The organism is Streptococcus sp. LYSM12 (assembly GCF_004569635.1).
In the GTDB taxonomy this organism is placed as follows: Bacteria; Bacillota; Bacilli; order Lactobacillales; family Streptococcaceae; genus Streptococcus.
The window spans coordinates 34,727-58,923 of sequence record NZ_SPOZ01000006.1 but is presented as its reverse complement, the minus strand read 5'-3'; the positions used below and the strand labels follow the sequence as shown (position 1 = coordinate 58,923).

Annotated in this window: 20 protein-coding genes and 1 pseudogene; all 21 read right to left on the bottom strand. The window is 41.4% G+C overall.

Going from position 1 to position 24,197, the window contains the following annotated elements:
- Positions 1-3 precede the first annotated feature (3 nt).
- Positions 4-1,785 (bottom strand): excinuclease ABC subunit UvrC, encoded by a 1,782-nt coding sequence (gene uvrC, locus E4T79_RS03010; RefSeq protein ID WP_135027549.1) that lies wholly within the window; start codon positions 1,783-1,785, stop codon positions 4-6.
- 215 nt (positions 1,786-2,000) lie between these two features.
- Positions 2,001-2,861, bottom strand: coding sequence for an LD-carboxypeptidase LdcB/DacB (ldcB, locus tag E4T79_RS03005; RefSeq protein ID WP_135027546.1), 861 nt, complete (start codon positions 2,859-2,861; stop codon positions 2,001-2,003).
- A gap of 7 nt (positions 2,862-2,868) precedes the next feature.
- Positions 2,869-3,342, bottom strand: a pseudogene (locus E4T79_RS03000) (hotdog domain-containing protein).
- A gap of 12 nt (positions 3,343-3,354) precedes the next feature.
- The gene (locus tag E4T79_RS02995; RefSeq protein ID WP_135027543.1) at positions 3,355-4,050 is read right to left on the bottom strand and encodes a YjjG family noncanonical pyrimidine nucleotidase; all 696 of its coding nucleotides are present in this window, start codon (positions 4,048-4,050) and stop codon (positions 3,355-3,357) included.
- A gap of 1,235 nt (positions 4,051-5,285) precedes the next feature.
- Positions 5,286-6,173, bottom strand: a complete 888-nt coding sequence (locus E4T79_RS02990; RefSeq protein ID WP_135027540.1) for an ROK family protein — start codon at positions 6,171-6,173, stop codon at positions 5,286-5,288.
- Positions 6,174-6,214: 41 nt separating this feature from the next.
- Positions 6,215-7,132 carry a dihydrodipicolinate synthase family protein gene (locus E4T79_RS02985; RefSeq protein ID WP_135027537.1) on the bottom strand — a complete coding sequence of 306 codons (918 nt, stop codon included), beginning with the start codon at positions 7,130-7,132 and terminating at the stop codon, positions 6,215-6,217.
- A 25-nt stretch (positions 7,133-7,157) separates the two neighbouring features.
- Positions 7,158-8,261 carry a Gfo/Idh/MocA family oxidoreductase gene (locus E4T79_RS02980; RefSeq protein WP_135027535.1) on the bottom strand — a complete coding sequence of 368 codons (1,104 nt, stop codon included), beginning with the start codon at positions 8,259-8,261 and terminating at the stop codon, positions 7,158-7,160.
- 12 nt (positions 8,262-8,273) lie between these two features.
- Positions 8,274-10,367 carry an exo-alpha-sialidase gene (locus E4T79_RS02975; RefSeq protein ID WP_135027532.1) on the bottom strand — a complete coding sequence of 698 codons (2,094 nt, stop codon included), beginning with the start codon at positions 10,365-10,367 and terminating at the stop codon, positions 8,274-8,276.
- 23 nt (positions 10,368-10,390) lie between these two features.
- Complete coding sequence (locus tag E4T79_RS02970) at positions 10,391-11,224, bottom strand: carbohydrate ABC transporter permease (RefSeq protein ID WP_135027529.1); 834 nt, start codon at positions 11,222-11,224, stop codon at positions 10,391-10,393.
- A gap of 2 nt (positions 11,225-11,226) precedes the next feature.
- Positions 11,227-12,108: a sugar ABC transporter permease gene (locus tag E4T79_RS02965; RefSeq protein ID WP_135027526.1), complete on the bottom strand. Its 882-nt coding sequence runs from the start codon at positions 12,106-12,108 to the stop codon at positions 11,227-11,229.
- Positions 12,109-12,172: 64 nt separating this feature from the next.
- On the bottom strand, positions 12,173-13,522 hold the full coding sequence (locus E4T79_RS02960; RefSeq protein ID WP_135027523.1) for a sugar ABC transporter substrate-binding protein: 1,350 nt from the start codon (positions 13,520-13,522) through the stop codon (positions 12,173-12,175).
- Between the two features lie 12 nt (positions 13,523-13,534).
- Positions 13,535-13,987 carry a YhcH/YjgK/YiaL family protein gene (locus E4T79_RS02955; protein ID WP_135027520.1) on the bottom strand — a complete coding sequence of 151 codons (453 nt, stop codon included), beginning with the start codon at positions 13,985-13,987 and terminating at the stop codon, positions 13,535-13,537.
- Positions 13,988-14,152: 165 nt separating this feature from the next.
- Positions 14,153-14,863, bottom strand: a complete 711-nt coding sequence (locus E4T79_RS02950) for an N-acetylmannosamine-6-phosphate 2-epimerase (protein WP_135027517.1) — start codon at positions 14,861-14,863, stop codon at positions 14,153-14,155.
- 633 nt (positions 14,864-15,496) lie between these two features.
- Positions 15,497-16,351 (bottom strand): MurR/RpiR family transcriptional regulator, encoded by an 855-nt coding sequence (locus E4T79_RS02945; RefSeq protein WP_167752609.1) that lies wholly within the window; start codon positions 16,349-16,351, stop codon positions 15,497-15,499.
- A gap of 92 nt (positions 16,352-16,443) precedes the next feature.
- Positions 16,444-17,658 carry an amidohydrolase gene (locus E4T79_RS02940; RefSeq protein ID WP_135027511.1) on the bottom strand — a complete coding sequence of 405 codons (1,215 nt, stop codon included), beginning with the start codon at positions 17,656-17,658 and terminating at the stop codon, positions 16,444-16,446.
- Between the two features lie 900 nt (positions 17,659-18,558).
- Positions 18,559-19,392: a DNA/RNA non-specific endonuclease gene (locus E4T79_RS02935; protein ID WP_135027508.1), complete on the bottom strand. Its 834-nt coding sequence runs from the start codon at positions 19,390-19,392 to the stop codon at positions 18,559-18,561.
- Between the two features lie 30 nt (positions 19,393-19,422).
- Entirely contained in the window at positions 19,423-19,617 is a 195-nt protein-coding gene (locus E4T79_RS02930; protein ID WP_135027506.1) for a DNA-directed RNA polymerase subunit beta, read from the bottom strand.
- Positions 19,617-20,891, bottom strand: a complete 1,275-nt coding sequence (gene murA, locus E4T79_RS02925) for a UDP-N-acetylglucosamine 1-carboxyvinyltransferase (RefSeq protein ID WP_135027503.1) — start codon at positions 20,889-20,891, stop codon at positions 19,617-19,619. The genes E4T79_RS02930 and murA overlap by 1 nt, the downstream gene beginning before the upstream one ends.
- A gap of 72 nt (positions 20,892-20,963) precedes the next feature.
- Complete coding sequence (locus tag E4T79_RS02920; protein ID WP_135027500.1) at positions 20,964-21,194, bottom strand: DUF1146 family protein; 231 nt, start codon at positions 21,192-21,194, stop codon at positions 20,964-20,966.
- 1,005 nt (positions 21,195-22,199) lie between these two features.
- Positions 22,200-22,616, bottom strand: a complete 417-nt coding sequence (locus tag E4T79_RS02915; RefSeq protein ID WP_135027497.1) for a F0F1 ATP synthase subunit epsilon — start codon at positions 22,614-22,616, stop codon at positions 22,200-22,202.
- A gap of 9 nt (positions 22,617-22,625) precedes the next feature.
- Positions 22,626-24,032, bottom strand: coding sequence for a F0F1 ATP synthase subunit beta (atpD, locus tag E4T79_RS02910; RefSeq protein ID WP_135027494.1), 1,407 nt, complete (start codon positions 24,030-24,032; stop codon positions 22,626-22,628).
- Positions 24,033-24,197: the final 165 nt, after the last annotated feature.

Below are 24,197 nucleotides of genomic sequence, written 5' to 3'. Positions count from 1 at the left end.
TTTTCAATGCTGATCTGACTCATTTAGTTTTTCTTTCACAGTCTGAGCAACTTTATAAGGTATCCCTGCTTCTGCAATCTCTTGCAAGCTCGCTTCTTGGATTTTAGGCAAGGATTTGAAATGCTTCAACAGCACCTGTTTGCGTTTCGGTCCGAGCCCCTCAATCCCATCCAGTTTAGAAGAGAAAGAATTTTTAGACCGCACTTGGCGGTGGAAGGTAATTGCAAAGCGGTGCACTTCGTCTTGAATCCGTTGCAAGAGGAAGAATTCCTGCGAATTGCGCGAGAGCGGAACTACCTGTAAAGGATTACCAAAGAGCAAATCGTGGGTTTGGTGCCTGTCATTTTTTTGTAACCCTGCAATGGGAATGCTCATCCCAAGCTCTTCAATCACTTCTTTTGCAACATTAATCTGCCCTTGACCACCGTCAACGATAAGCAAATCTGGCGGAGTTAGCCCCTCTTTCTGAACGCGGCTATAGCGACGATGCAACACTTCTCTCATTGAGGCGTAATCATCTGGTCCTTCTACTGTCTTGATTTTATATTTGCGGTACTCTTTTTTATTTGGAACACCGTTTTCAAAGACGACCATCGCCGATACAGGGCTAGTCCCCATGATGTTAGAATTATCGAAAGCCTCAATACGAACGGGAGTCGGAATTCCTAATAGCTGACCAATATTTTCAACTGCTCCTTGTGTCTTTTCCAGATTTTTCTCTAGCAAATGAAATTTCTGCTGCAAACTGACACGCGCATTCCTGGTTGCAAGCTGCAAGAGCTGTTTTTTCTCACCTCGCTGGGGTTTGACAATTTTAGCATCTACCAAACTCTTCACCGCTTCCTCGTCAATATCCTGCGGAATGAAGACTTCTTTGGGAATTAAATGCTGTTGGTTGCGATAAAACTGTCCCAGATAGGTCAAGAAATCCTCTTCTGCTTCATTATAATAAGGAAACAGATTGACATTGCGCTCAATCAACTTGCCTTGACGAACGAAAAACACCTGTACACACATCCAACCTTTTTCGACATGGTAACCAAATACATCTCGATCCTGCAAGTCCTTGGCCATGACCCTTTGCTTGACGCGAAGAGTTGAAATAGACTGCAAGAGGTCGCGGTATTCAGCAGCCTTTTCAAATTCTAAATTGCTAGCAGCTGCCTGCATTTTTTCCTGTAGCTGGTGGACAATCTTGTCATCATGCCCCGTCAAAAATTGGCTAACTTCTGTTGCCATTTGGGCATACTCCTTGCGACTTGGCATCTGTTCACCATGCGCCAGACATTGCCCTAAGTGGTAATACAGACAATATTTGTTTTCTGGCAACTTGCATTTCCGAAATGGATAGAGGCGCTCCAGAAGTTTCAAGGTCTGATTAGCAGCACCTACATCAGGATAGGGGCCAAAATATTGTCCACCATCCTTAAGAACCTGACGAGTAATGACCAGCCGTGGATGTCGCTCATTGCTAATCTTGATAAAGGGATAAGACTTGTCGTCTTTGAGCATGATATTATAGCGCGGCTTATTTTCCTGAATCAGGTTGATTTCTAACAACAGGGCTTCAATGTTAGACTCGGTCACGATAAACTCAAAATCAGCAATTTCTGATACTAAGGCCGTTGTCTTGGTATCATGGCTCCCACGAAAATAAGAACGAACGCGATTGCGTAGATTTTTCGCCTTTCCAACGTAGATGATCTTACCGTACTGGTTCTTGTGCAGATAACACCCTGGGCTATCTGGAAGTAATTCTAGTTTGTGTCTTATCAAATCATTCATTAAATGTATTGTAACAAAAAAAGTAGAACTAGCCTACTTTTTTGTTAAGAAAGTCACCCACTCGTTTTAATTCATCGCTCCAAGGCAGGACATGTTGATAGTGACTTTTTTACTGTTCTACCTATCTGTTCAATTTGCTTCCAAGTCAAGGAAGTGACGATTCTCCATAAAATTGATTGGAAGCTGTAGAGTTTTGTCATCATGCATATTACGATTTAATCCTCATACCCGCCACCTGGAAGATCAAAGTATTCTTCTAGGGTTTGACCAGATTGGTAAATATCGCTCGCTTCCTCACCAATATAGCGGATATGCCAGGATTCTGGCATGTAACCTGTGCTATCCTCTTTCCCCGGTAGATAGCGGACAATGAAACCGTAAGAATGGGCGTTTTCAGCCAGCCATTGAGTCGCACCTGGTTCGGTTAGAAGTGCTCCACTACTATCGAGCACATCGTAAGCTAATCCTGTCTGGTGTTCGCTGTATCCTGCTCTTGCTGAGTAGCGATCTGCATTGTCTTTTCCATCTTTTGCGACATAGGATTGGTAAAGATCTGCCTGTGTTTCATAGGAGCGAAAACCGCTGTAATTCGTCGTTGAAACAGCATAGCCCAAGGACTGCATCTTGGTTACTATCTCATGAAAGGCAGACACTGCTTCAGGAACCTCACCTGGAACATAATCGCTTGAGAGGGGATGTTTCTTATTAACAATAATAATCTCACCATATTTCCCCTGTACACTATAGTATGAACCGTTGAAGCTCGCCTTAGTAAACGCTGAAGCAGATTTTGGAGTTTCTTGTGTGAAGTGACTAGAGGGGCTCGTTTCTTCAACTTGTGACCTTGTACGAGTGCTAAAAGCCACTATACTGGTCGAAGAAGATTGCTTGACCTCCTTTTCTTCCTTAGAGGATACACAGGCTACAAGAACGAATAGGGAGAGGCTAACCAATACCTTTTGAATATTCCTACTATACCTTGTCAATTTTTCTCGATAAGGTCCAGTTCGCTCCTCAAAGACCTTTCCTCGTCCATTTTTTATTTTTGTTGAGCATACAATAGACACTCTGTTCATGTAATACCTACTTTCTATCGCTATCCTGCAAGGCTTTGTCATACCTACCGGTGACAAACATGGTGAAAGTTGCTTTGACAATTTCTTCCTGCTTCTGATTGGTTACAGTCACATCAACCACCTTGGTCGTACGTCCGTCATGAACACATCTGCCGTCAATGACAAGGGTATCCCCTGGCTTACCTGATGCAAGATAGTTGATATAATCATTTAGTTTTTATTACTTCGTTCACTCGTCTTGCTGTACTCCAGTACTACCTGCGACTCGTTGCCTAGTACTCAAAATAAACGAAACGGCTATACTAGATTGGAGGGTCACTGCATCATATCCTGTCGAAATCACCACCAAACCACCAATCTGATTACAACAGTTCAAGGATTTTTCGACCACCTCGGTCGTTACTACAACACGACCTTTTTCAAAGGATCACATCTCAAAATGTTCAAAGATGCGAATTTTGTGCAAAGACCTGTCTTCCATTTTTCTCTCCTGTTATTTCTTTCTCTTCAATAAGGCGAGCAATTCTTGGTAGTTTTTCACCTCATAGGTTGGCTGGGCACTGGTCTGATTTTTTAGAGAGGCTGGGTTGTACCAAACAGTATCAATTCCCGCATTATTGCCCCCTTGAACATCCGCTGTCAAACTATCACCAATCATTAGAGCCCGCTCTTTCGTAAAACCTGGAATCCGTTTCGCTATTTTTTCATAAAAGAGAGGCTCTGGTTTTTTCGTTCCCATCTGCTCTGAAATAAAGATTTCCTTGAAAAAGGATTGAATTGATGAACAAGCCATCCGTTTTTCCTGAATGTAGGTCACACCATTGGTCGCTCCATACAACTCATAACCCAGCTCTAGTAATTGCTGCAACAGGTCGACCGCACCATCAAAGGTTTGCCCCTGCTGGCTGATGTACTCTTGATAAAGCAGAGCCATTTTTTGTCCATCTACCTCACGTCCAAAATGTGCAAAGGCACGCGCAAAGCGCGTGTTGATGAGATGAGTCTTGCTGATGTTTCCCTGTTCCAACTCTTTCCACATAGCCTGATTCATGGGTTTATAATAGGTCTTAAAAGCTGTCCTATCCTCAACTCCCATAACTGTCAAAAATTGATTTAAAGCCTGCTCTTCTCCTGTTGCAAAATCTAGCAAGGTATGGTCAAGATCAAATAGTAAAAATGTATAATCCAATTTAGCAAATTTCCTTTCCAGAGGCCACCCACGCCCACCTAAACACTAATTTTATTATACCATAGAAATACAGCAGAATACAAAGCCCGTAAAAAACTCAAAGCAAAAATAGGCGGCCGAACAGAAGCGGAACGCTTCGTAGTGAGACCCCTGCGAGGATAGCTAGGCTCATCACAAATGAAATGCAGGGAGGAGCCAGATAGCTACCGCTAAGAAATACATTTATTTTTTGGGGTCACAGTCTTTTTTAGACTGTTTTTTCTTTTGTATACAGCTCTTAGCCCGTGTTCAATTACACCAAGATACGAGGGCGTTAAGAGCAAATCTGACGAGTGAAAAGCTCCAGTGGAGGTTTTCAGCCTACTTCCTAGGGAGCGTTTGCCCTGCAAACGTCTATTTCTCACCTCCAAAGGTATACTATACCTTTGGAGCTAGGCTAGTCCCAAACAAAGTGCAGGGAATTGCCAGCTAACTACCGTCAAGTGGCCGAACAGAAGTTGCTTGCAACTTCGTCGTGAGACCCCTGCGAGGATAGCTAGGCTCATCACAAATGAAATGCAGGGAGGAAACAGATAGCTACCGCACTGAGGAAGAACAGAGCTTGCTTGCAACTTCCTTGTGAGACCCCCTGCGTGGATAGCGAGGTTCGGCACACCAGAGGGCATCCGTATCTGTAAGCAAGCGTAGCCGGCAACGGCTATAAAAATAGAAATTCTGACGAAGAAACTTCGGATAAGCGAAGATATAGTCTTTTTATTTACTTTTAGTACTAGGCAACAAGCTGCAGGCTGTGCTGGAGTACGGCTAAGCGAGTAAACGAAGTAATAAAAGATAAACGAAATGACTATAAAAAATTCAAAACATGCATTCTCATTCCTTTGAACATAGAGAAAGAGAGTACCAAACTAGTACTCTCCAGGGGCTATCCACTACAGTTCATGAAAAGATACAAGAAATAGGTCCAAAACCCGTTCCACTTTAAGCTCTTGCTTTCTTAAAATCTGCAACGACGAGGCGAGCAGAGCAAGCAGACTGCTGTGAGGTTCCGCTAAGATTGGATAGGTAGTCAATGGGCCACCGACTAGCAAACGGACAGAGTACCACTAGCGCGGATAGATATACGATAGCACCATGACCTCTATCTAGCTTGAAATCCTCCTTTTGTAAGGTGAACGGGGGCAGACAGCTTCACACAAGAGCAAATCGAGATAAGACAGGAACGTTTATGGAAACTTTTATTGCTTCATCCTTTCCCTAAAATGATAGTAGGCTCCAAGCATTCCGGCACTATTCTCGTGTTGGGCAAAGACAAGATTGAGGTTTTCTGCTAGTGCTGGCACGAGCTTTTCATTCCCCGCATCTCTAATTTTGTTTGCGAGATATTCTTTTTGCGACATAATACCTCCTCCCAAAATAATCGTCTCAGGATTTACAACGTAGCAGATATTCGCAATTCCTGCTGCTAAATAGTGAACCATCCGTTCTATTCCTAGAATACAGTTTTTATTTCCTAGCTTAGCTTCTTCAAAAATCCTCAATCCTGACCATTCGCTTTCAAGGTCATTCTCTTGTTGGGCAACAAATCGAACCAATGCACTTGTTGAAGCTAGGTCTTGAAAAGAGCCCTCTGAAAGCTGGAGATAACCAACCTCACAAGCTGAATAGCTATGACCATGGAATACCTGTTTGTCGAGTAATAAACAGCCCCCTATACCTGTTCCGATTGTTAAACAGACACTAATCTTGCTGTTTTTTCCAGATCCCGATACTCTTTCAGCAAGACCGGCACAATTAACATCATTCTCCACTTCACATGGGATATGAAAAGCCGCTTCTATCTCTTTCTTGAAACAAGTCCCTGCATAGTTGGGGATTTGTGGCCCAGCATAAAATACTGTTCCCTCAATAGGGTCTACCATGCCTGCGGTAGAGATACAGACTCCTGTTAATGGATATTTTGAACGATACCATTTTACCAATTCTTTCACAGTTTTTAAGATATGAGGTCCACCTCTGTGGGCATTGGTCTCCATTTTATCTTGTTCCAGAAAATGTTCATTCGAATCAAGAATCCCAAATTTTATAAAAGTTCCTCCAATATCAATTGCTAAGTAATAAGTCATCCAACTTCCTCCTCTTACCTTACTCACTGGAAAATAGGAGCTTAACAAAACTCTTCCATCGTATCCTTTATTCGCTTTGCTGCACGGGCAATAATCTCATCATCTTCAGCCGTGGCAGCTACGAGTGGTAGACGGACAGAGCCTAATTCCAACCCCTCATTATACTTCAAAACACCCTTGATAATAGCATACATATGTCCCTTACCTGAGCAAAGAAGAGAGATAATGTCGTTGATACGATACTGCAATGCTTGTGCTTGCTCCCATTCCTTGTGGAGCAAGAGTTCATTCAATTTTAAGAATAGTTCAGGCATGGCTCCATAGGTTCCACCAATGCCACCCGTAGCCCCCATGAGACGACCGCTAATAAATTGTTCATCTGGACCATTAAAGACAACATAGTCATCCCCTCCAAGGGATACAAAGGTTTGAATATCCTGAACTGGCATTGACGAATTTTTCACCCCGATAACGCGGGGGTTCTTCAACATTTCCCGATACAAGCTAGGGGTCAATGCGACACCTGCTAATTGAGGAATGTTATAAATGATAAAGTCTGTATTTGGTGCACCTGCACTAATATCATTCCAATATTGGGCGATTGCATGCTCTGGTAAACGGAAGTAGATTGGTGGAATAGCTGCAATAGCATCTACACCTAATTCTTCCGCATGCTTTGCCAACTCTACGCTATCCTTTGTATTATTGCAGGCAACATGAGCGATAATCTTTAGTTTATCCTTAGCTACCGCCATTACATTCTCTAATATGATTTTACGATCTGCAACACTTTGATAAATGCATTCCCCAGAAGAACCATTGACATAGAGCCCTTGCACCCCCTTGTCAATAAAGAACTGCGTTAGAGTTCTCACACGATCTGGGCTGATGTCACCATTATCATCATAACAAGCATAAAACGCTGGGATAACACCTGAATATTTACTTAGATTACTCATAGATTCACCTTTATTAAACATTTCATTACTTCATAATCTCTGAGAGCTTGACTTTTCTATCCTCATTGATAGAAACCGTACAAGCATCCGCAGTAGCGATTGCTTCGAGAGCTGCCTCGCCTGTCAACAACTTCTTATACTCATCACCAACAGGTTTTCCTAGCATAACGTCATGCAAGAAACGCATTTCCTTATCAATGATAGAGGAAAGCCACATCGGGGTACGCTTCCCCGGTTTACCGTACGCAATCGCACCATCCATTTCTGTACTGTGGTAAATGCGAGTCCGGTCATCATCCTCTTCCTGAGACTCATGAACTAAGAAATAGGTTTCTTTCCCGTCAACCTTTAAGGTTCCTCTGCAATGAAACATATCTAGTTTAATCGCCCCTTTGGTTCCCTGAATGAGAACATAGTGTTCACCCCAACGATAGGCTGAGCCCCATTCACAAATGGCAAAACGTTTGTTTGAAAACTCCATATTGACTAAAATCATATCATCTTCATCACCAAATCCCTCACCATCATGAGCAACGTTACCTCCAGTCATCGTGACTGTCTCAGGAGTTCCCCCCATAATGAACTGCACACAGTCTAATTCATGGATATGGTGGTACAGATGACCACCTGATTTTTCCCGAATTTTCTTCCATGAAACAGACGGCTGCACCTCTTCCCAACCATTGCGTGCTGTATGACAATATAAAACATCGCCAATCACACCCTCATTGATGAGTTCCTTAGCATGATGAACTCCATTAAAGAAGTTCATAATGTGACCAGCCATAAAAATAACCTCATGCTTTTTACAGATATCAACCATCTCACGGCAATCTTCATACGACAAGGCGATCGGTTTTTCACAAAATACATGCTTGCCATTTTGTGCCGCTTTCACGACAGGCTCCTTATGAAGATAGTTAGGTGTCGCTACGACAACGCAGTCAACCTCCGGACTAGAAACCAATTCATCTAGAGAGGAAGCCACCTTTGCACCCAGTTCTTCTGCAACTTCTACTGCATTATCTGGATCATACACTAGCGTAATGGTTGCCCCATCATTTTTTTGCAAATAGCGTGCTAATTCTGCTCCGAAATAACCTGTCCCCACTATACCATATTTAACCATTGTCCTTCTCCTTTATTTTAACAAATCATTTATTTCAAGATCGATATACTGTACTACGTTTGTTAGATGCAATTCATTACGAGACCAAGAATCATACTTTTCAAATAGTACACCAATATGATGATTCGGTAATTCTGTAATCGCCGAGTAGGCGTATCCATACTCAGGTAAGTCTACATCATAATGATATTTCCAGTCGATTGTATCATCTGCGGGGTTCATAAGACCGACCCATATTTGACCGCCTTTTCTCCCAGTCCTTGAATTTGGTGTGCTGAGTAGTACAGCTTCCTTGCCATCAATCAACTGAGAATACTTAATAACAGAAACTTGCGTACCATAATTCGTTTGTTTTACTATATCTAAATAGGAAACATCCGACCAAGTATCCCCTGCATCATAACTTGTCATGTAGGCAATCTTACCAGTTGTCGTTCTAAAGAACGTTCGGATAACTCCGTCACGAAGTTCCACCATTTGTGCTTCTGCAGTTGCATTCGTAAACGGTACAGGTGCAGATGCTTTTTTCCAAGTTTGCCCTGCGTCCTCTGTAATCAAGTAGGTTAACTCTCCGCGGGTATAGGTAGCAAATACTAAACGCTTGCTATTTTTAAGTGCCAATCCTTGTCCAGGGCTTAAATAAGTAGCATTATGATCTACTCCTAAAAACGGCGGTAATAATTTAAAATCACTCCATGATTCTCCTCCATCGTCACTTGTAGCTACTCCAATATAGTTGGTAGGAGCTACCTTGAATAGAGAATCTTTATAAAAGATATTCATTGGAACAAGGGTTCCATTATGAAACTCATTTAAACTTTCACCGTTAAAGGCTACTGAATACTGCTCAACGGTCAATGGCTGACCATTTTCAAACAACTCATATTTTGAATTGACTGAATAAGGTGTTGGCTGCCCCCTTGTATCATCGTATACCTGACCGTCTTCTCTGATAGAATACTGATAGTGAGTGTCGCCCTCTTTTTTCAATTTAACAAAATAGTGACCGTCTATTTCTTTAAAGCCTGAATCTGTTTTTACTGCATTATTGTTGCCTATCCCTGCTGGCATAACATCAGCCAACATCACAACTTTCCCTGTTTGTTTATCTTGAACGAGCGCAGAGTCAATAAATGAAGCGCTACCATTGATTTGACTATTCTTGGCCTGATTCTTTCTTGGCCATTCGACCAGTTGCTCTGCATAGTCATTAAATTTCATGGCAAGGTTCGGCTCACTCCAAGATTCTCCATTATTATCACTAAAAGATGTAGCAATATTGATTTTACTTCGTGAATCGTGTGTCCCACCGTAGCGTGCATCGATGCTTGCCAGAACACGACCACTATCTAATGTATATAAGGCTGGAATTCTAAAGTAATTTGCCTGGGTTGAGTCTCCTGATTGGAAGATTAGTTGATGAGGTGCTGATGCGGTAAACGATTGAGCTTCTGAGGGAGAAAATGCTTTATTGTAGAAAGATACACTTTCAATACGACCGGTCATCCCATAGTCAATCTTTCCTTCTCTATTGACACCACCAAGAGTAACAGTATTCTGTCCCCCAATACCTGTAATCGGGAGAAAATTTTCAACTGTTTCTGTAAAAACTTTCGTACCATTTACATACATGGTGTAGGTTTTCTCTGTTGCATTACTAACAAAGACAACCATATTTTCCGCGTCTTGTCCCTTGTGTTGTCCCCACAATGATGCAGGCCTTGCAAACAGGTAATTGATTCCTTTTTTCGCATCACGGATTTCAACACCGACTTCACCAGTATCTCGAATAAAAATAGAGAAATAATGATTTCTAAAACCTCTAGAAGCGTTGGAAATTCCCACTAAAGCTTGTAAGGCATTCGCATTATTCGAAGAAAAGCGTACTGCTATACTTTGTGTATCGGACTTAAAATTCTCTAGAACACTGGAAGTGATATCAGAGCCCTGCTTATTCAGGTCAATCGGTCCTGTTTGATAGACTGGAGTATCCACTACTTGTGTAATACTGGGAGCATTTGCTACAATCGTGGTCGGAACAGTGACGAGTACCGTTCCTGCCACGAGTAACAGACCAAGAGAAGAGTAAATCTTCTTGTGTTTCATTGTGAAACCTCCATATGATGTTTTTATTTGACAGATCCTTCTGATAATCCGCTCGCGATTTTATTTTGAATGATAGAGAAAAATAGAATAGATGGTAAGACTACAATAACGGATGCCGCCATCATATCACCCCAGTCTAAAATTTCTGAACCGTTTAAAGAACGCAAGGCTACCGCAACGGTCATCTTACTGGTATCATTGATTAATATCAGTGCATACAAGAACTCATTCCAAGCGTTGATAAATGTATAAATCGCTGTTGCTACAATACCAGGAGCGACAATGGGTAAGACAACTTTATAAAAGGTGACAAATTTGTTGGCACCATCAATCCGTGCTGCTTCTTCAATTCCAATAGGGACTGTTTGGAAAAATCCCACTAAGAGCCAGACAGCATAGGGAACACTAAAGGATAGATAGATGAGCGACAAGCCAAATAAGCTATTGGCTAAACCTGCTCTTGCAACTGCAATAGAGTAGGGAATCGCAAGTAAAATAGGCGGGAAAATATAAGTCGTCACTAGAAGACGTGACATAATCGCTCCAAGTTTTGGAAAGAACCTTACAATCCCATAAGCTGCCATAGAGGATATAATTGTGGCAACGACAGTTGAGCCCAGAGAAATCAATAAACTGTTCTTTATATTATCCATAAAATGAAGATCATTGATTACGTGAGTAAAGTAGTCTAGTGTGAAATTTTCCGGGAAAAAACGAGTTGGAAATTGAGTGAGTTCTCCTTTTCCTTTTACAGAGGATACAATAATCCATAGTAGGGGGAAAATGGCAACAATGGTTGCTAGAATCAGTACAATATGCGAGCCAATATCAAGTAGTAGGTTTGATTTTTTCTTCATAATTATCTTCCTTCTTTCTCCCACTTACTGATAACCTTAAAGTAAACGAAACATACTGTTAACAGGAAGAGGAACAATAGGACTGTGACAGCTGATGCTCGTCCTAGAAGCTTTGTTCCCCAGCCTAGGTTGTAAGCAAAAATTGGTAAGGTCATGGTCGCATTGGATGGACCACCTCCTGTAATCAGGTATATAATATCAAAGTTATTAAAAATCCAAACTGTACGTAAGACAACTAACAAGCCAATCACAACTTTTATATGTGGAAAAGTGATAAAGCGAAATACTTGCCAGGGTGATGCGCCATCAATCCGTGCTGCCTCAAATTGTTCTTGGGGCACTGTTTGTAAGGCAGACAATACGTTCACCATGATCATTGGTGCACCAAACCAAACGTTGATAAACACTAGACAAATAAATGCCCATGTACTATCCGTCAAGAATGAGGGTGCCATCTCCATCAAGCCCAGTTTGACAATCATATTCGGAAGATAACCGTAAACACCATTTAAAATCCACTGCCATGAAAAAGCAATGACAATCGTTGGGAAAGCCCAGGGAACAATCAACAATGTACGATATACTTTTTTAAATCGCTTCACTCTGTGGAGTGATAGTGCTAGAACAAAACCAACCAGCACTTGCCCCGCTAGTGAGATGATTGTCCATTTCAATGAATTAAAGAAAGCATTGAAGAAATTTGGATCTTTTAGAACTGCAATATAGTTATCAAAGCCAACAAACTTGTAGTTTGGCATGATTAAATTTTTGTTCGTAAAACTATAAAAAATACTTGAAAAAAACGGGTAGATAAAGAGTAGACCTACAATAATCATGGCAGGAAGCACAAACATCCAACGGGTCAGGTTCCGGTCTTTTTCCATTCTTTCTCTCCTTTCTAAAAAGTAGACCAAGGAACTAGTGTCCTTAGTCCACTTGCTTTGAACTCTATTCTACACTTACTGCTACTGTTTCAAACAAGTCATTCAATTGTTTTTCTGCATCTTTTGCAGCTTTCTTAGAATCTGTACCATTTGTGATAATATCTTGGAACATTTGTTCAATGATATGTTGGTTTGTCAACAAACCTGCCTGTACACTTGGACCGTTTTCATAACCAATCGCTGTACCAGATGCTACTGCATTCAAAATAACTTCTTCAGCGTGTTGGAACTTCTGACGAGTTTCATTCGATTGATAGCTTTCTAAATCTGTAATACCGCTTACTGCAGGAAGCATACCAACAGGCGTTGAATTTAAGAATTCAAGGTAGTTATCTTCTTCATACAGGTACTCCAAGAATGCTTTTGCGACATGAGGTGCTTTAGATTTTTTCCAGACAACCATTGGAATATTGGAGGTTTCAATACCATAGTCTTTATCAGAAACCTTGACTTTTGGCATCGGATAAGCATCAATATGGTCCAAAAGTTGTGGGCTGTTGGCTTGAACCCCTCCGATATGGAAGCCCGAGTTAAAGTCAAACGCTGTTTGACCTTGATAGAATAATGTAGCTTGTTGGAGCACATTGTAGTTCAAGGAATCTTGAGGAGAAATTTCCTTATACATCTTAACCCAGTAGTTGATCCCCTCTTGAGCTAAATCACTAGTCAAATCAGCTTTCAAATCTTCTGTAAGAAGACTTCCACCTGCGCTACGAACATAGAAGTTTAGGAAACGAGTCCCCATAAAGTCATTTGTACCAAAAGGTACGGATACACCATAAACTCCAGCTTCTTTTAGTTTTTTACTTGCTTGATAGAGCTCCTCCCATGTCTTTGGAACTTCTAAACCGTGTTGTTTCAAGAGGTCTGTACGAACCCACATAACTTGACCGTGAGAGTAGAGGGGAACTGAATAATAACTTCCACCAACTTTCGCCTCATCTAGTGCTGTTTTATTAAAACGGTCCTTACCGAGACTATCAATCGTATCATCCAATGGAATAATCGCGTCAGAGTTTACCATTTCCATTACCTGATTAGGCAAGGCTGTACTCACATCAGGCACATTGCCATTCGCTAAACCTGTTGTCCATTTGGTGTAGAAGTCATTCCAAGAGAATGTTTCAATTTTAATAGTGACTTTGGGATTCTTCTCCATAAATTCGTCTGCAGATTTTTGAATGGACTCCAAGCGTGGTCCTTGTGTAAAGGAATGCCACATGACAATCTCACCAGACAATTCGCCTGATTTATCTGCTGGCGTGGCAGTATCGTTTGTGCCTGAGGAACAACCTATAAGAGCTACTGTGGTTGCTGCCAAACAAATTGAGCTGAACATTTTACGAAATTTCATTATACTTCTCCTTTATGAAATAGCGATTTTGAAAACTACTTTTTTAACTTCCGAATCATTTACACCTACCTTGGGCTGGTGTAAATCTTCAGGAAAGGTAATCAAGCAAATACCTGGATTTAATCGGACGATTTGCTCATATTCCCCGCTATATAATTCAATATCTTTTTCCTCATCATACGCTTGCGTAACTGTTACTTTTTCTGGAACTGTTACAGCCATATCTTCAACATTTTTTATAACAAGATGAACATCGATATATTTGTGATGCGTTTCAAAAAAATCACCTGCTGTGCCATCTGCTATATAAGTGAAACAATTTCCGAATACCTTATCTTCATGAATCGAAATCGATCCTTCTGCAATTTCTTCCAAAGTAATGGATTGGAAATAATCAACCAGATACTTCATATACGGGTTTACCCCGATATAGGTTGATAGGTATTCAATATGGGTGATAATCATCTCTATCTTCTCCTCCTATTAAAAAATTCGTTTTCCTATCTCGGCAATCAAAGAAATATTCGTTAGCACATGCACCCTCCAATCTAATAGACATGAGAGATTACTGTTTCAGTATTTTTTATAAAGTTCCTTTCAGTTGCATTCCAACAACTTTCCAAAAGCTCTTTACATTGGCTCGTGAATAGCTTTGATAAACCGTTCTGCAATCTCTTTTGGTCGCGTAATCGCCCCTCCTATTACGATTCCTGCCGGATTGAGTGCCTTAACAGCTTTTGCATCCTCAACTGTATGAATTTTTCCTTCTGCAATGACATCTACTCCGACATTGCACAGTCGCTCTATCAATTCTAAATCTGGTCCTTCTGCCTGTCGACTATAACGTGTATACCCTGATAAGGTCGTTCCTACAAAATCAATACCTAGGTTAAATGCTTTGAGTCCCTCATCAAAGGTACTAATATCTGCCATCAATAACTGGTCAGGATATTTGGTCTTTATCTGGCTGATAAATTCCGTAAGACTTAAGCCATCATACCGTTCTCTATTTGTACAATCAAATGCAATAACATCAACCCCCTCTGCAGCCAATTCATCAATTTCTCTCATGGTTGCAGTGATAAACGGCTCTTGGGGAGGATAGTCTCTCTTGATGATACCAATAATGGGAAGATGCGTGTGCTCCTTTATCTCCCTAATATCTCTGATTGAATTAGCACGAATCCCCACAGCTCCAGCCTGTTCAGCAGCTAAAGCCAAACGGGGAATAATGCCTCCCTCTTCCGTATAAAGCGGCTCTCCAGGTAAGGCCTGACAGGATACAATGATGCCATTTTTTACTAATGATTTAAATTTTTCCTTAGTAAGTTTTTCAGTCATGCTTTCTCGTCTCCTTTCTTGAAAACGTTTACAATTTTATTCTACCAAAAATTTTTTAAAAAGCAATCATTCCTAAAAAATCATTTTTACTTTCAATCTTCTACAGATAAATCCTCTCTCCCTTGAAAATAGTTCCAGCCCAATCTCATATAAGATATAGCCTTTTCATTTGCTTTTAGTACTAGGCAAGGAGCTGCAGGCTGTACTAGAGTACGGCAAAGCGAGTGAACCAAGGAATAAAAGATAAACGAAACGGCTATAAAAAAGAAATCATGGGAACTCGATTAAGAAAAAAATCGCAAGGACTTCAACCAAGCCCTTGCGATTTTCCCTGTCCCTCACCTGCAATCAGTCAATACAGGTGCAATGATATAGTCATTTAGCTTATATTTTTATTACTTCGTTAACTCGTCTTGCTGTATTTCAGTACTACCTGCGACTCCTTGCCTAGTACTAAAAATAAACGAAACGGCTATAAAAAGAGTTCGTTTTCCCCTGCCCGTATACAAGTCAAGCACGCGCTGAGCACTCTAAAAAAGGGGCTAGACTCAAGTCTAGCCCCTAAATCCTATTCTAACATCTTCACTGACTATGATAGGTTTACAGCAGAAGACTAACTGATAGCGCCTACTACTATTCTTCTGTCTGAAACAATCGTAATACCTTATCGTTATCATCATGATTAACAACTGTCTTGTTAAAAATTTCAAGCCTCTGTGATTTATTGGCTGATAAAAAATAACCATAAATAATATCAATCATAAATAAAATCGGCAACTGTGGGGAGATTCTAGTTCCCTGATCAAGATTTCTCATCGAAGCGACTTGCACGACCTCATCCACATGACTATTTCCGTCGGGCTGGCTCGTTAAAAGGATACTTTTTGCTCCTATTCTCGAAGCATTTTGCAAAGCATTTACGACAATCCTAGAATCACCTGATAAGGAGAAACCAATAACGAGACAGGAGGAATCAATAATCCCACTGGTCCAAACCAAATTATCCAAATCGTGAATAACTTCGGTCACTAGCCCTAAACGAACAAAGCGAATTTTAACTTCTTTAGCAACCAAGCCTGAAAAACCAGCTCCATACAAATAGATTCGTGAAACAGTAACCAACATTCTAGAAATTCTCTCTAGCTGCGCCTCATCTATCAAAGACTGTGTTTTTTCAATAATTTCTTCATAGTCTCTAAAGATATTGGGAGTCACTTCATTTTGAAAATGCTTCACTCTCTCTTTTAGCTGTTTTTGACTTTTTCGGTACTCAAAAATAAATTCTCGATAGCCTTTGAATCCACATTTTTTAGAAAACCGTGTCAAAGCCGATAAAGAGGCATGGACAATTTCACAAACATGCTCCGCAGATAAATCAGATTCTTTGTGTGCCTCTGCTATAAAAAACTTAGCAACATTCCCCTCTATCTCACTCATTCTAGCCATGTTTGATTCAATATGGCTGATAATATTCAATCCTGTTTCCATAATCATTCTCATTTCAAAAGAAAGTATATACGTGTATTGTACCACAATCATGGGGATTTAGCACACATAGGCAAGCTAAACGACTCCAGCACTCACTTCCCAAGGTAACATAAGACGGCAATAATGGCAGCTTCTGTTCCTGTTCTAAGGGTCGGTTGGATAGCTGGTGCGAATTTTGGATTGTGGTTAGCATAGCTTGTCTGATCTTCTGTGAAACCTCCGAATCCCCAATAGAGATAAGGAATATTAAGGGCCTGTGGAATGTAGGAAAAATCTTCTGAAGCAGTCATAGGGTGGTAAGCCACTACCCGTTCTTTACCTAGATAGGTCTCAAAGGCCTCTGTCACCTCAGCTGTGATCTTAGCATCATTCTCCGTCAGAGGATAATAGTCAAATACTTTTATTTTAGGGGATGTTGTACAGCCAGCTGCTTCACATTCGGCATGGACAATCCGCTTGATACTATCTAGCACTTGCTGTTGAACTTTTTCATTATAGGTCCGAATGTTGACCTGTAAGTTTGCTGTATCTGGAATAATATTGGCTTTCAATCCTGCCTGAAAACTGCCGACAGATACTACCGCAAATTGGAAAGGATCCATTTCTCGAGAAACAATGGTCTGTAGTTTCATCACAATGGATGAGCCGATTACGATTGGATCGACACTCAAATGCGGCATCGAACCATGTGCTCCTTGACCATAAATCGTGATACTTAGCGATGCAGCGCTGGACAAAAATGATCCAGAGCGGGTCCCTACTTTCCCTGCTACCGGTTCCGTCAGAACATGCTGGCTTAAGGCCACTTGCGGATGTGGAATTTTCTCAAATAGACCATCTGCTATCATGGCCTTTGCCCCCGCAGCAATCTCTTCACCTGGTTGAAAGAGGGCAATATAGGTTCCCTGCCATTCATCCAGATGCAGCGCTAGAGCCCAGGCGGCTCCTAATCCAGCTACTATATGAACATCGTGCCCACAGGCATGCATAACTGGAACCATATCCCCATTTAAGTCTTTCATCACAACCTGTGAAGCATAGTCCAGGCCAGTTTTCTCTTTGATAGGAAGACCATCCATATCTGCACGAAAAAGAACAGTCGGACCATCTCCATTTTGTAACACACCAACCACACCACCGCCAATCAGTTGTGTCTGATAGCCATAACCTTGTAATGTTTCGAAAATAAATTGCGCTGTCTGCGTTTCTTGCATCGATAGTTCTGGATGAGCATGAAGATACTTATAGGTTTCTTCCTGCCATTCTTGAATACCGTCCAATGATTGTAACACTTGTTGAATAGACATATCATTTCCTCCTTAACAACAAATCATTTTATCCTAATTGATCATACCCCACCTACTAGTATAGCACAAAATTTCAAGTAACCTGTAAACGAGCTTTAAAAGAAGCAATGATGACGAGAATGACACTTCGATACGAGGGTGTAGAGTCATTGAGCTTATCTTTTATTCCTTGGTTCACTCTCTTTGCCGCACTCTAATATAGCCTGCGGCTCATTGACTAGTACTAAAAGACTATAAAAGAGGGCAGAATAATATTATATAGTCATTTCGTTTAATCTTTGCCGTACTCTAATACAGCCTGCGGCTCATTGACTAGTACTAAAAGGCTATAAAAGAGGGCAGAATAATATTATATAGTCATTTCGTTTATCTTTTATGACTTCGTTAACTTGCTTTGCCATACTCTAGTACAGCCTGCAGCTCGTTTCCTAATACTAAAAAGACTATAAAATACGTGCAACCAAAAGAATACCTATTTCTAAGGGAGCGATAAAAGGCTTCAAATCAAGTTAGCTAAAACCGGATTTGAAGCCTTTCCTGCTAGGATTATTCATTGTAAGACTGCTATAAATCGAGCTTATCCAGCCCAGTGAAGAGTTAGAAATTGCTATTTTCAATCTGGTAGCTAGCCATTATCAACACTCGCTTTTTAAGCATTTCTTAGAAAATACCAACGTTTCTATGCTTATAGTTGGCTAACACAAGTACCCGACTTCTTCCTTAGATCATTTAACCTTACTAGGAGTTTTGGCACAGGCAAATCTTCCGTTAACCTCTTCGTCGTTTCTACATTCCACTCTTGATAGCTATATCTGCTTATAGCTATCAAGAGGTGCATTCACTTTTCATTCCATATCTGATGTCTATCTCGTCGAAAAACATCTGGTTTCATCTGTTCTCCTACTGAATAAGGCGAATCTGCCCGCTGTTATAATCAATAGTTAATCCTTGTTGCACATTGGGGACAAAGACGTTGAACTCAAGACTACCGTCTGCTGCTTTTGCTTCCAAGTGGCTACCTACAGGTACCAAATCATCTTCAGATTGATAGATTAAGGTCACGCGATAGCGGATCCGCTTGTTCTTATCCAAGGCTCTACGAATCTGCGTTTCAAAATAATTTTGACCTGTCGCATCGTGACGGTTGGCCTGATTGGCCCAAGCAGTCTGGACAGCTATGTTCTTAGGATTGCTGGTGGAGGCATCGTAACCCTTTAAGCCTCCCACTAAGGAATAAGCCAGTAAATGCCCTCTATCAATAGCGTGATTGTACTCTCCTTCTAAATTTTTCACCTGATGCCAGCCAGCCGGCCTCCAGCTGGTCGAGCCATTACCTGTTTCTTCACGCTTTTGATACTGGCGTGTTGTCTTGCTTAAGAGAGCATTGGCGACTGTTGGAACCACTTTTCCTTGTGCCGTCTTAATCTTATTCTCCGCATAGGGTTTACTAGCTACAGAAGCATCAAGAGCGGTCTGATTGCCATTGACAACAAATGCACCCGCTCCATTATAGACGATATCTGTCCCTAACTGTTTTCTTACCGAGTCGGTCAAAATGGAGCTAGCCAACTCCTCTGAGGGAGCCAGACCATTATCCCTTGGCCTTGTTGTTACCTGCTCATTTGATACCGAAGCTGGCTGTTCTGTTAAAAAATAACCTCCCAACGCCAACAAAAGCGCGACCAAAAAACTAGCCAGACGAATACTCTGTGTTTTTGTTTTTCTTCTTACCATCTCTCTCCCATTGAAAAAAGTAGGATTCTCCTACTTTCCTGTAAACTTTCCAATCAATTCCTGCCATTTATCTGCAGATAAAATCGCCCAGATATTATCTCCATCGCCAATGACACCGTAGCCAACCATCAGACCTATTGCAAAAATAATCACCGCTAAAAAAGCAATAAAGAGAACCATTAAAAATTGATTAGCGACAAAACGTAGCTGTTCTTTCTGATCCATTAGCTTTCTCCCTTTATTCGTTCAATATCTGCTCCTAAAGCTGCTAATTTTTCATGGAAGCGATAATAACCACGATCAAGATGTGTCAGCATTCCAACCGTCGTCACACCCTCTGCTACAAGCCCTGACAAAATCAAAGCAGCACTAGCTCTCAAATCTGTTGACATGACTTCTGCCCCTTGAAGCGGAGTCCCGCCTGTGATAATGGCTGTATCACGCAAAATATCTGAGTGTAAGTCCATACGACGTAATTCTTCCAAGTGTTGGAACCTGTTCTCAAAAACCGTCTCAATCATGGTCGATTCCCCCTTGGCCACTGCCATGAGGGCTGTAAATTGAGCCTGCATATCTGTCGGAAAACCAGGATGCGGCAGGGTCTTTACTGTTACAGATTTTAAGCGAGCAACCGTTGAACGAATGCGGATGCCCTCGTCTTCTTCACTCACTTCAACTCCCATTTCCTGCATTTTTGAAATCAAAGGGCGATTGTGTTCCCAAATCGCATCCTTTATCAAGACATCTCCGCCCGTCATAGCTGCCGCAACCATAAAGGTCCCTGCTTCAATACGGTCTTGAACCACCTGATGATCGGCTCCATGGAGGGAAGAAACACCTTTTATCGTAATCGTTTCTGTACCTGCCCCCTTAACCTTAGCACCCATTTTATTCAAGAAAATTGCCAGATCAACGATTTCTGGCTCACGCGCAGCGTTTTCAATTACAGTTGTTCCCTCTGCTAATGTCGCTGCCATCATCAAGTTTTGCGTAGCGCCCACGCTAGGGAAATCCATATAGAAATGCGTTCCTTGTAAACGTTCAACCCTTGCCTCAATATAGCCTGCCCGCTGGTAAATCGTAGCTCCCATTGCTTCCAGACCTTTTAGATGCAAATCAATCGGCCGACTACCAATGGTACAACCACCAGGCATCGATACCTTAGCATAGCCATTTCGTGCCAATATTGGTCCTAATACCACGATAGAAGCCCGCATTTGATTGACATACTTGTAGGGCGCTTCACTACCGAGTTCACCTCGAGCATCAACGATAATCTCATTCTTCTCCTGGTGGAATGAAACCTGCGCACCCAAACCAGCTACCACATGATTCATGGTGAAAACATCAGATAGAATCGGTACATTAGAGAGACGCGACTGTCCTTCGCTTGCTAAGATAGTGGCTGCTAACAGGGGTAAGACTGCATTTTTAGCTCCCTCGATAACGACCTGACCTTTTAAGGGCGTCTTTCCACCTTTGACAATAATTTTATCCATTTTCCATTTCCTCTTAGACTTTTCTAACAGATTTTCACTTATCCATCAACCTGATAGATATTCATACATCTTCTAGCGAAATAGTGCTGCTAGGTCCCGACTAATGGATAAGACATCTAAAAAGAACGCCGAAACCAAGTAGCCCAGGGCAACTGCCAAAAATACAATGAATAGCTGAATTTTCTTTTGATTTTCTGCCGTCCCTTTTAAGCATTTTGACCAATCCATGACTGATAGCAGCAATGAATGGGCAAGATAGATGAATAAGAGATGGCTACAAATTGTAACTAGTGAAATAAACATAGTCCTATTATACCAAAAATTCCTGAACTTTCGTATTTTAAAAACGATAACAAGTACAACAAACACATGACATTATCATTACAAACTGTTATATATCATCCAACTGTTTTATAGTAGTCACAGATTAAACTATAGCTTCTCTCTGAATTAGAGATCCTTTCTATCATTGTCATGGATAACCTTAGTTCATCCTAAAGGTCCTCAAGCTAAGGCTTGTAGGGAAAACTTTATCCCCCTCCTCCTACTCACCAAAATCTAATCCGATTAAGAAGAGCTGGGCTGGGAAAAGTAACAAATAGGGTTAGAAATCTACTACCAGCACTCCCGTCCATAACAGGATGCCTTGAATAGTGTTTCAAATTATTATAGTCTTTTAGCTTATTTTGAGTATCAGGCAAGGAGCTGCAGGCTTGTACTAGAGTAAGTATGGCAAAGCGAGGTAACGAAGTAATAAACATAACGATAAAAAGAGGCGGGAACCTCCCGACCTCTTTATCAGTATCTTTCCTTTGGAGCATCTACTACTCTGATACTCTATAGAACTCAACATTTCAGCAGCTTTCAAAATTGAGAATGGTATAGCCGTTTCGTTTATTTTTAGTACTAGGCAAGGAGTCACAGGTAGTACTGGAGTACGGCAAAACGAGTGAACGAAGTAATAAAAATATAAACGAAATGACTATAAAAGCTTGGTAATAAGGTTAGCAAAGCTAGCCTCCTCTAAACCGAAAATAAAGCCACAGATTAAACGATGAAAAAGGTGATTTTTACACCTATTAAAACCGGTAGCCACAGCTCAACACACCCATTCAAGATTACTTTCTACTATTCAGTATCATTTGTTTTTCAACATACAAAAACAGCCTTGATACTCAAAGAGCGAGATGTAGGTGCTCTAGTTTTTATGGACTAGAGCTGAGATACCGTCTTCGTGGGCTTTTATTTCGATTCTATATAGAGTAACAATTCTCCTAAATCAAAGTAGCCCACCCAGGATACCATTCCTTACCTATTCCCAACACGAATTCGGTTAATTGCGCGCTGAAGCGCAATGGCTGCCCGTTTTTCCATGTCAATATTGTGGGCACTTTGTGCTTCTTCTAAAGCTTTCTCTGCGCGTAACTTCGCACGTTCCGCACGACTAACATCGATATCACGTGCACGTTCTGCGGAATCCGATACAATGGTAATCAAATCTTTAGAGATTTCGATAATCCCACCATTGACCGCAATCCAATCGACATGATTTTCATCATCAATTCGGCGAACCTTAATTTCATCAATAGCCAGAACAGCGATCAACTCCACGTGCCCAGGATAAATCCCAAGCTCACCTACTGTTGTCCGAACCAGTACGAAAGCCGCATGGTGATCATAACGAATACCGTCTGGCGTTACGATTTGTACTGTCATTTGTGCCATAAAACACCTCTAAAATCCCATTTTGGCTGCTTTGGCAATCACATCATCAATCGAACCAACATTACGAAAAGCATCTTCTGGTACCTTGTCATGTTTACCATCCAAGATTTCCTTAAAGCCACGCACAGTTTCTGCAACCGGTACGTAGGAACCTGGCATACCAGTGAATTGCTCAGCAACATTGAAATTTTGTGATAAGAAGAATTGAATTCGACGAGCACGACCAACCAAGGTCTTTTCATCATCAGACAATTCATCCATTCCCAAGATTGCAATGATATCTTGCAATTCGTGATAGCGTTGCAAGACGCGTTTTACTTCCATGGCAACCGCATAATGTTCTTCTCCAACGACTTCAGGCGCGAGAGCACGAGAGCTAGAAGCAAGAGGATCAACGGCTGGATAAATTCCTAACTGGGTTAACTTCCGCTCCAAATTGGTTGTTGAATCCAAGTGTGCGAAAGCTGTTGCTGGCGCTGGATCGGTATAATCATCAGCTGGAACATAGATTGCTTGAATAGAAGTTACCGAACCTTTCTTCGTTGAAGTAATCCGCTCCTGTAATTGTCCCATTTCAGTTGCTAATGTCGGTTGATACCCTACGGCTGATGGCATCCGTCCCAAAAGGGCAGACACTTCTGAACCAGCCTGTGTGAAACGGAAAATGTTATCAATAAATAAAAGGACATCCTGACCTTCCACATCACGGAAGTATTCTGCAATGGTCAAACCAGTCAAGGCAACCCGCATCCGAGCTCCTGGTGGCTCATTCATTTGACCGAACACCATGGCTGTCTTGTCGATAACACCCGATTCTTTCATTTCCCAGTAAAGGTCGTTTCCTTCACGGGTCCGCTCTCCCACACCGGTAAATACGGAAATACCACCATGTTCTTGAGCAATATTATGAATCAATTCTTGGATAAGAACGGTTTTACCAACTCCGGCACCACCGAAGAGACCAACTTTACCACCTTTCAAATAAGGAGCCAAAAGGTCAATAACCTTAATCCCTGTTTCTAAAATTTCTGTCGCAGTTGACAATTCAGCAAAGGTAGGAGCTTTTTTATGAATCGGCTGGCGTTCTACCGTATCGTCAAATGGTGCTTCCAAGTCAATGGTATCACCTAGAACATTGAAGACCCTACCCAATGTTTCTTTTCCAACAGGCACAGAAATTGGACGACCCGTGTCTAACACTTCCATTCCACGAGTCAAGCCGTCTGTAGATTCCATAGCAATAGTTCTAACGACACCTTCGCCTAGCTCTAAAGCAACTTCAAGTACGACTTTTTGTTTTGATTCATCGTTCTTATAAACGATAAGTGCATTGTTAATTTCAGGAAGTTTATCATCAGCCGAAAATGTGACATCAACGACCGGTCCAACAACCTGCGTAATTTTGCCTGAACTCATTTTTTCTCCTTTACTAAGATATGAGGGCGTGAAGCAACTCCTAGACAAAATAGGCAATCGAAGCAGGTTGGCTTGCAACCAATGAGATTGGTCTTTTTGTTAAAGAGTTGTAGCCCGAATTCAATTACACCAAGATACAAAAGCCGTAAAACGAGCAAGGTAAAA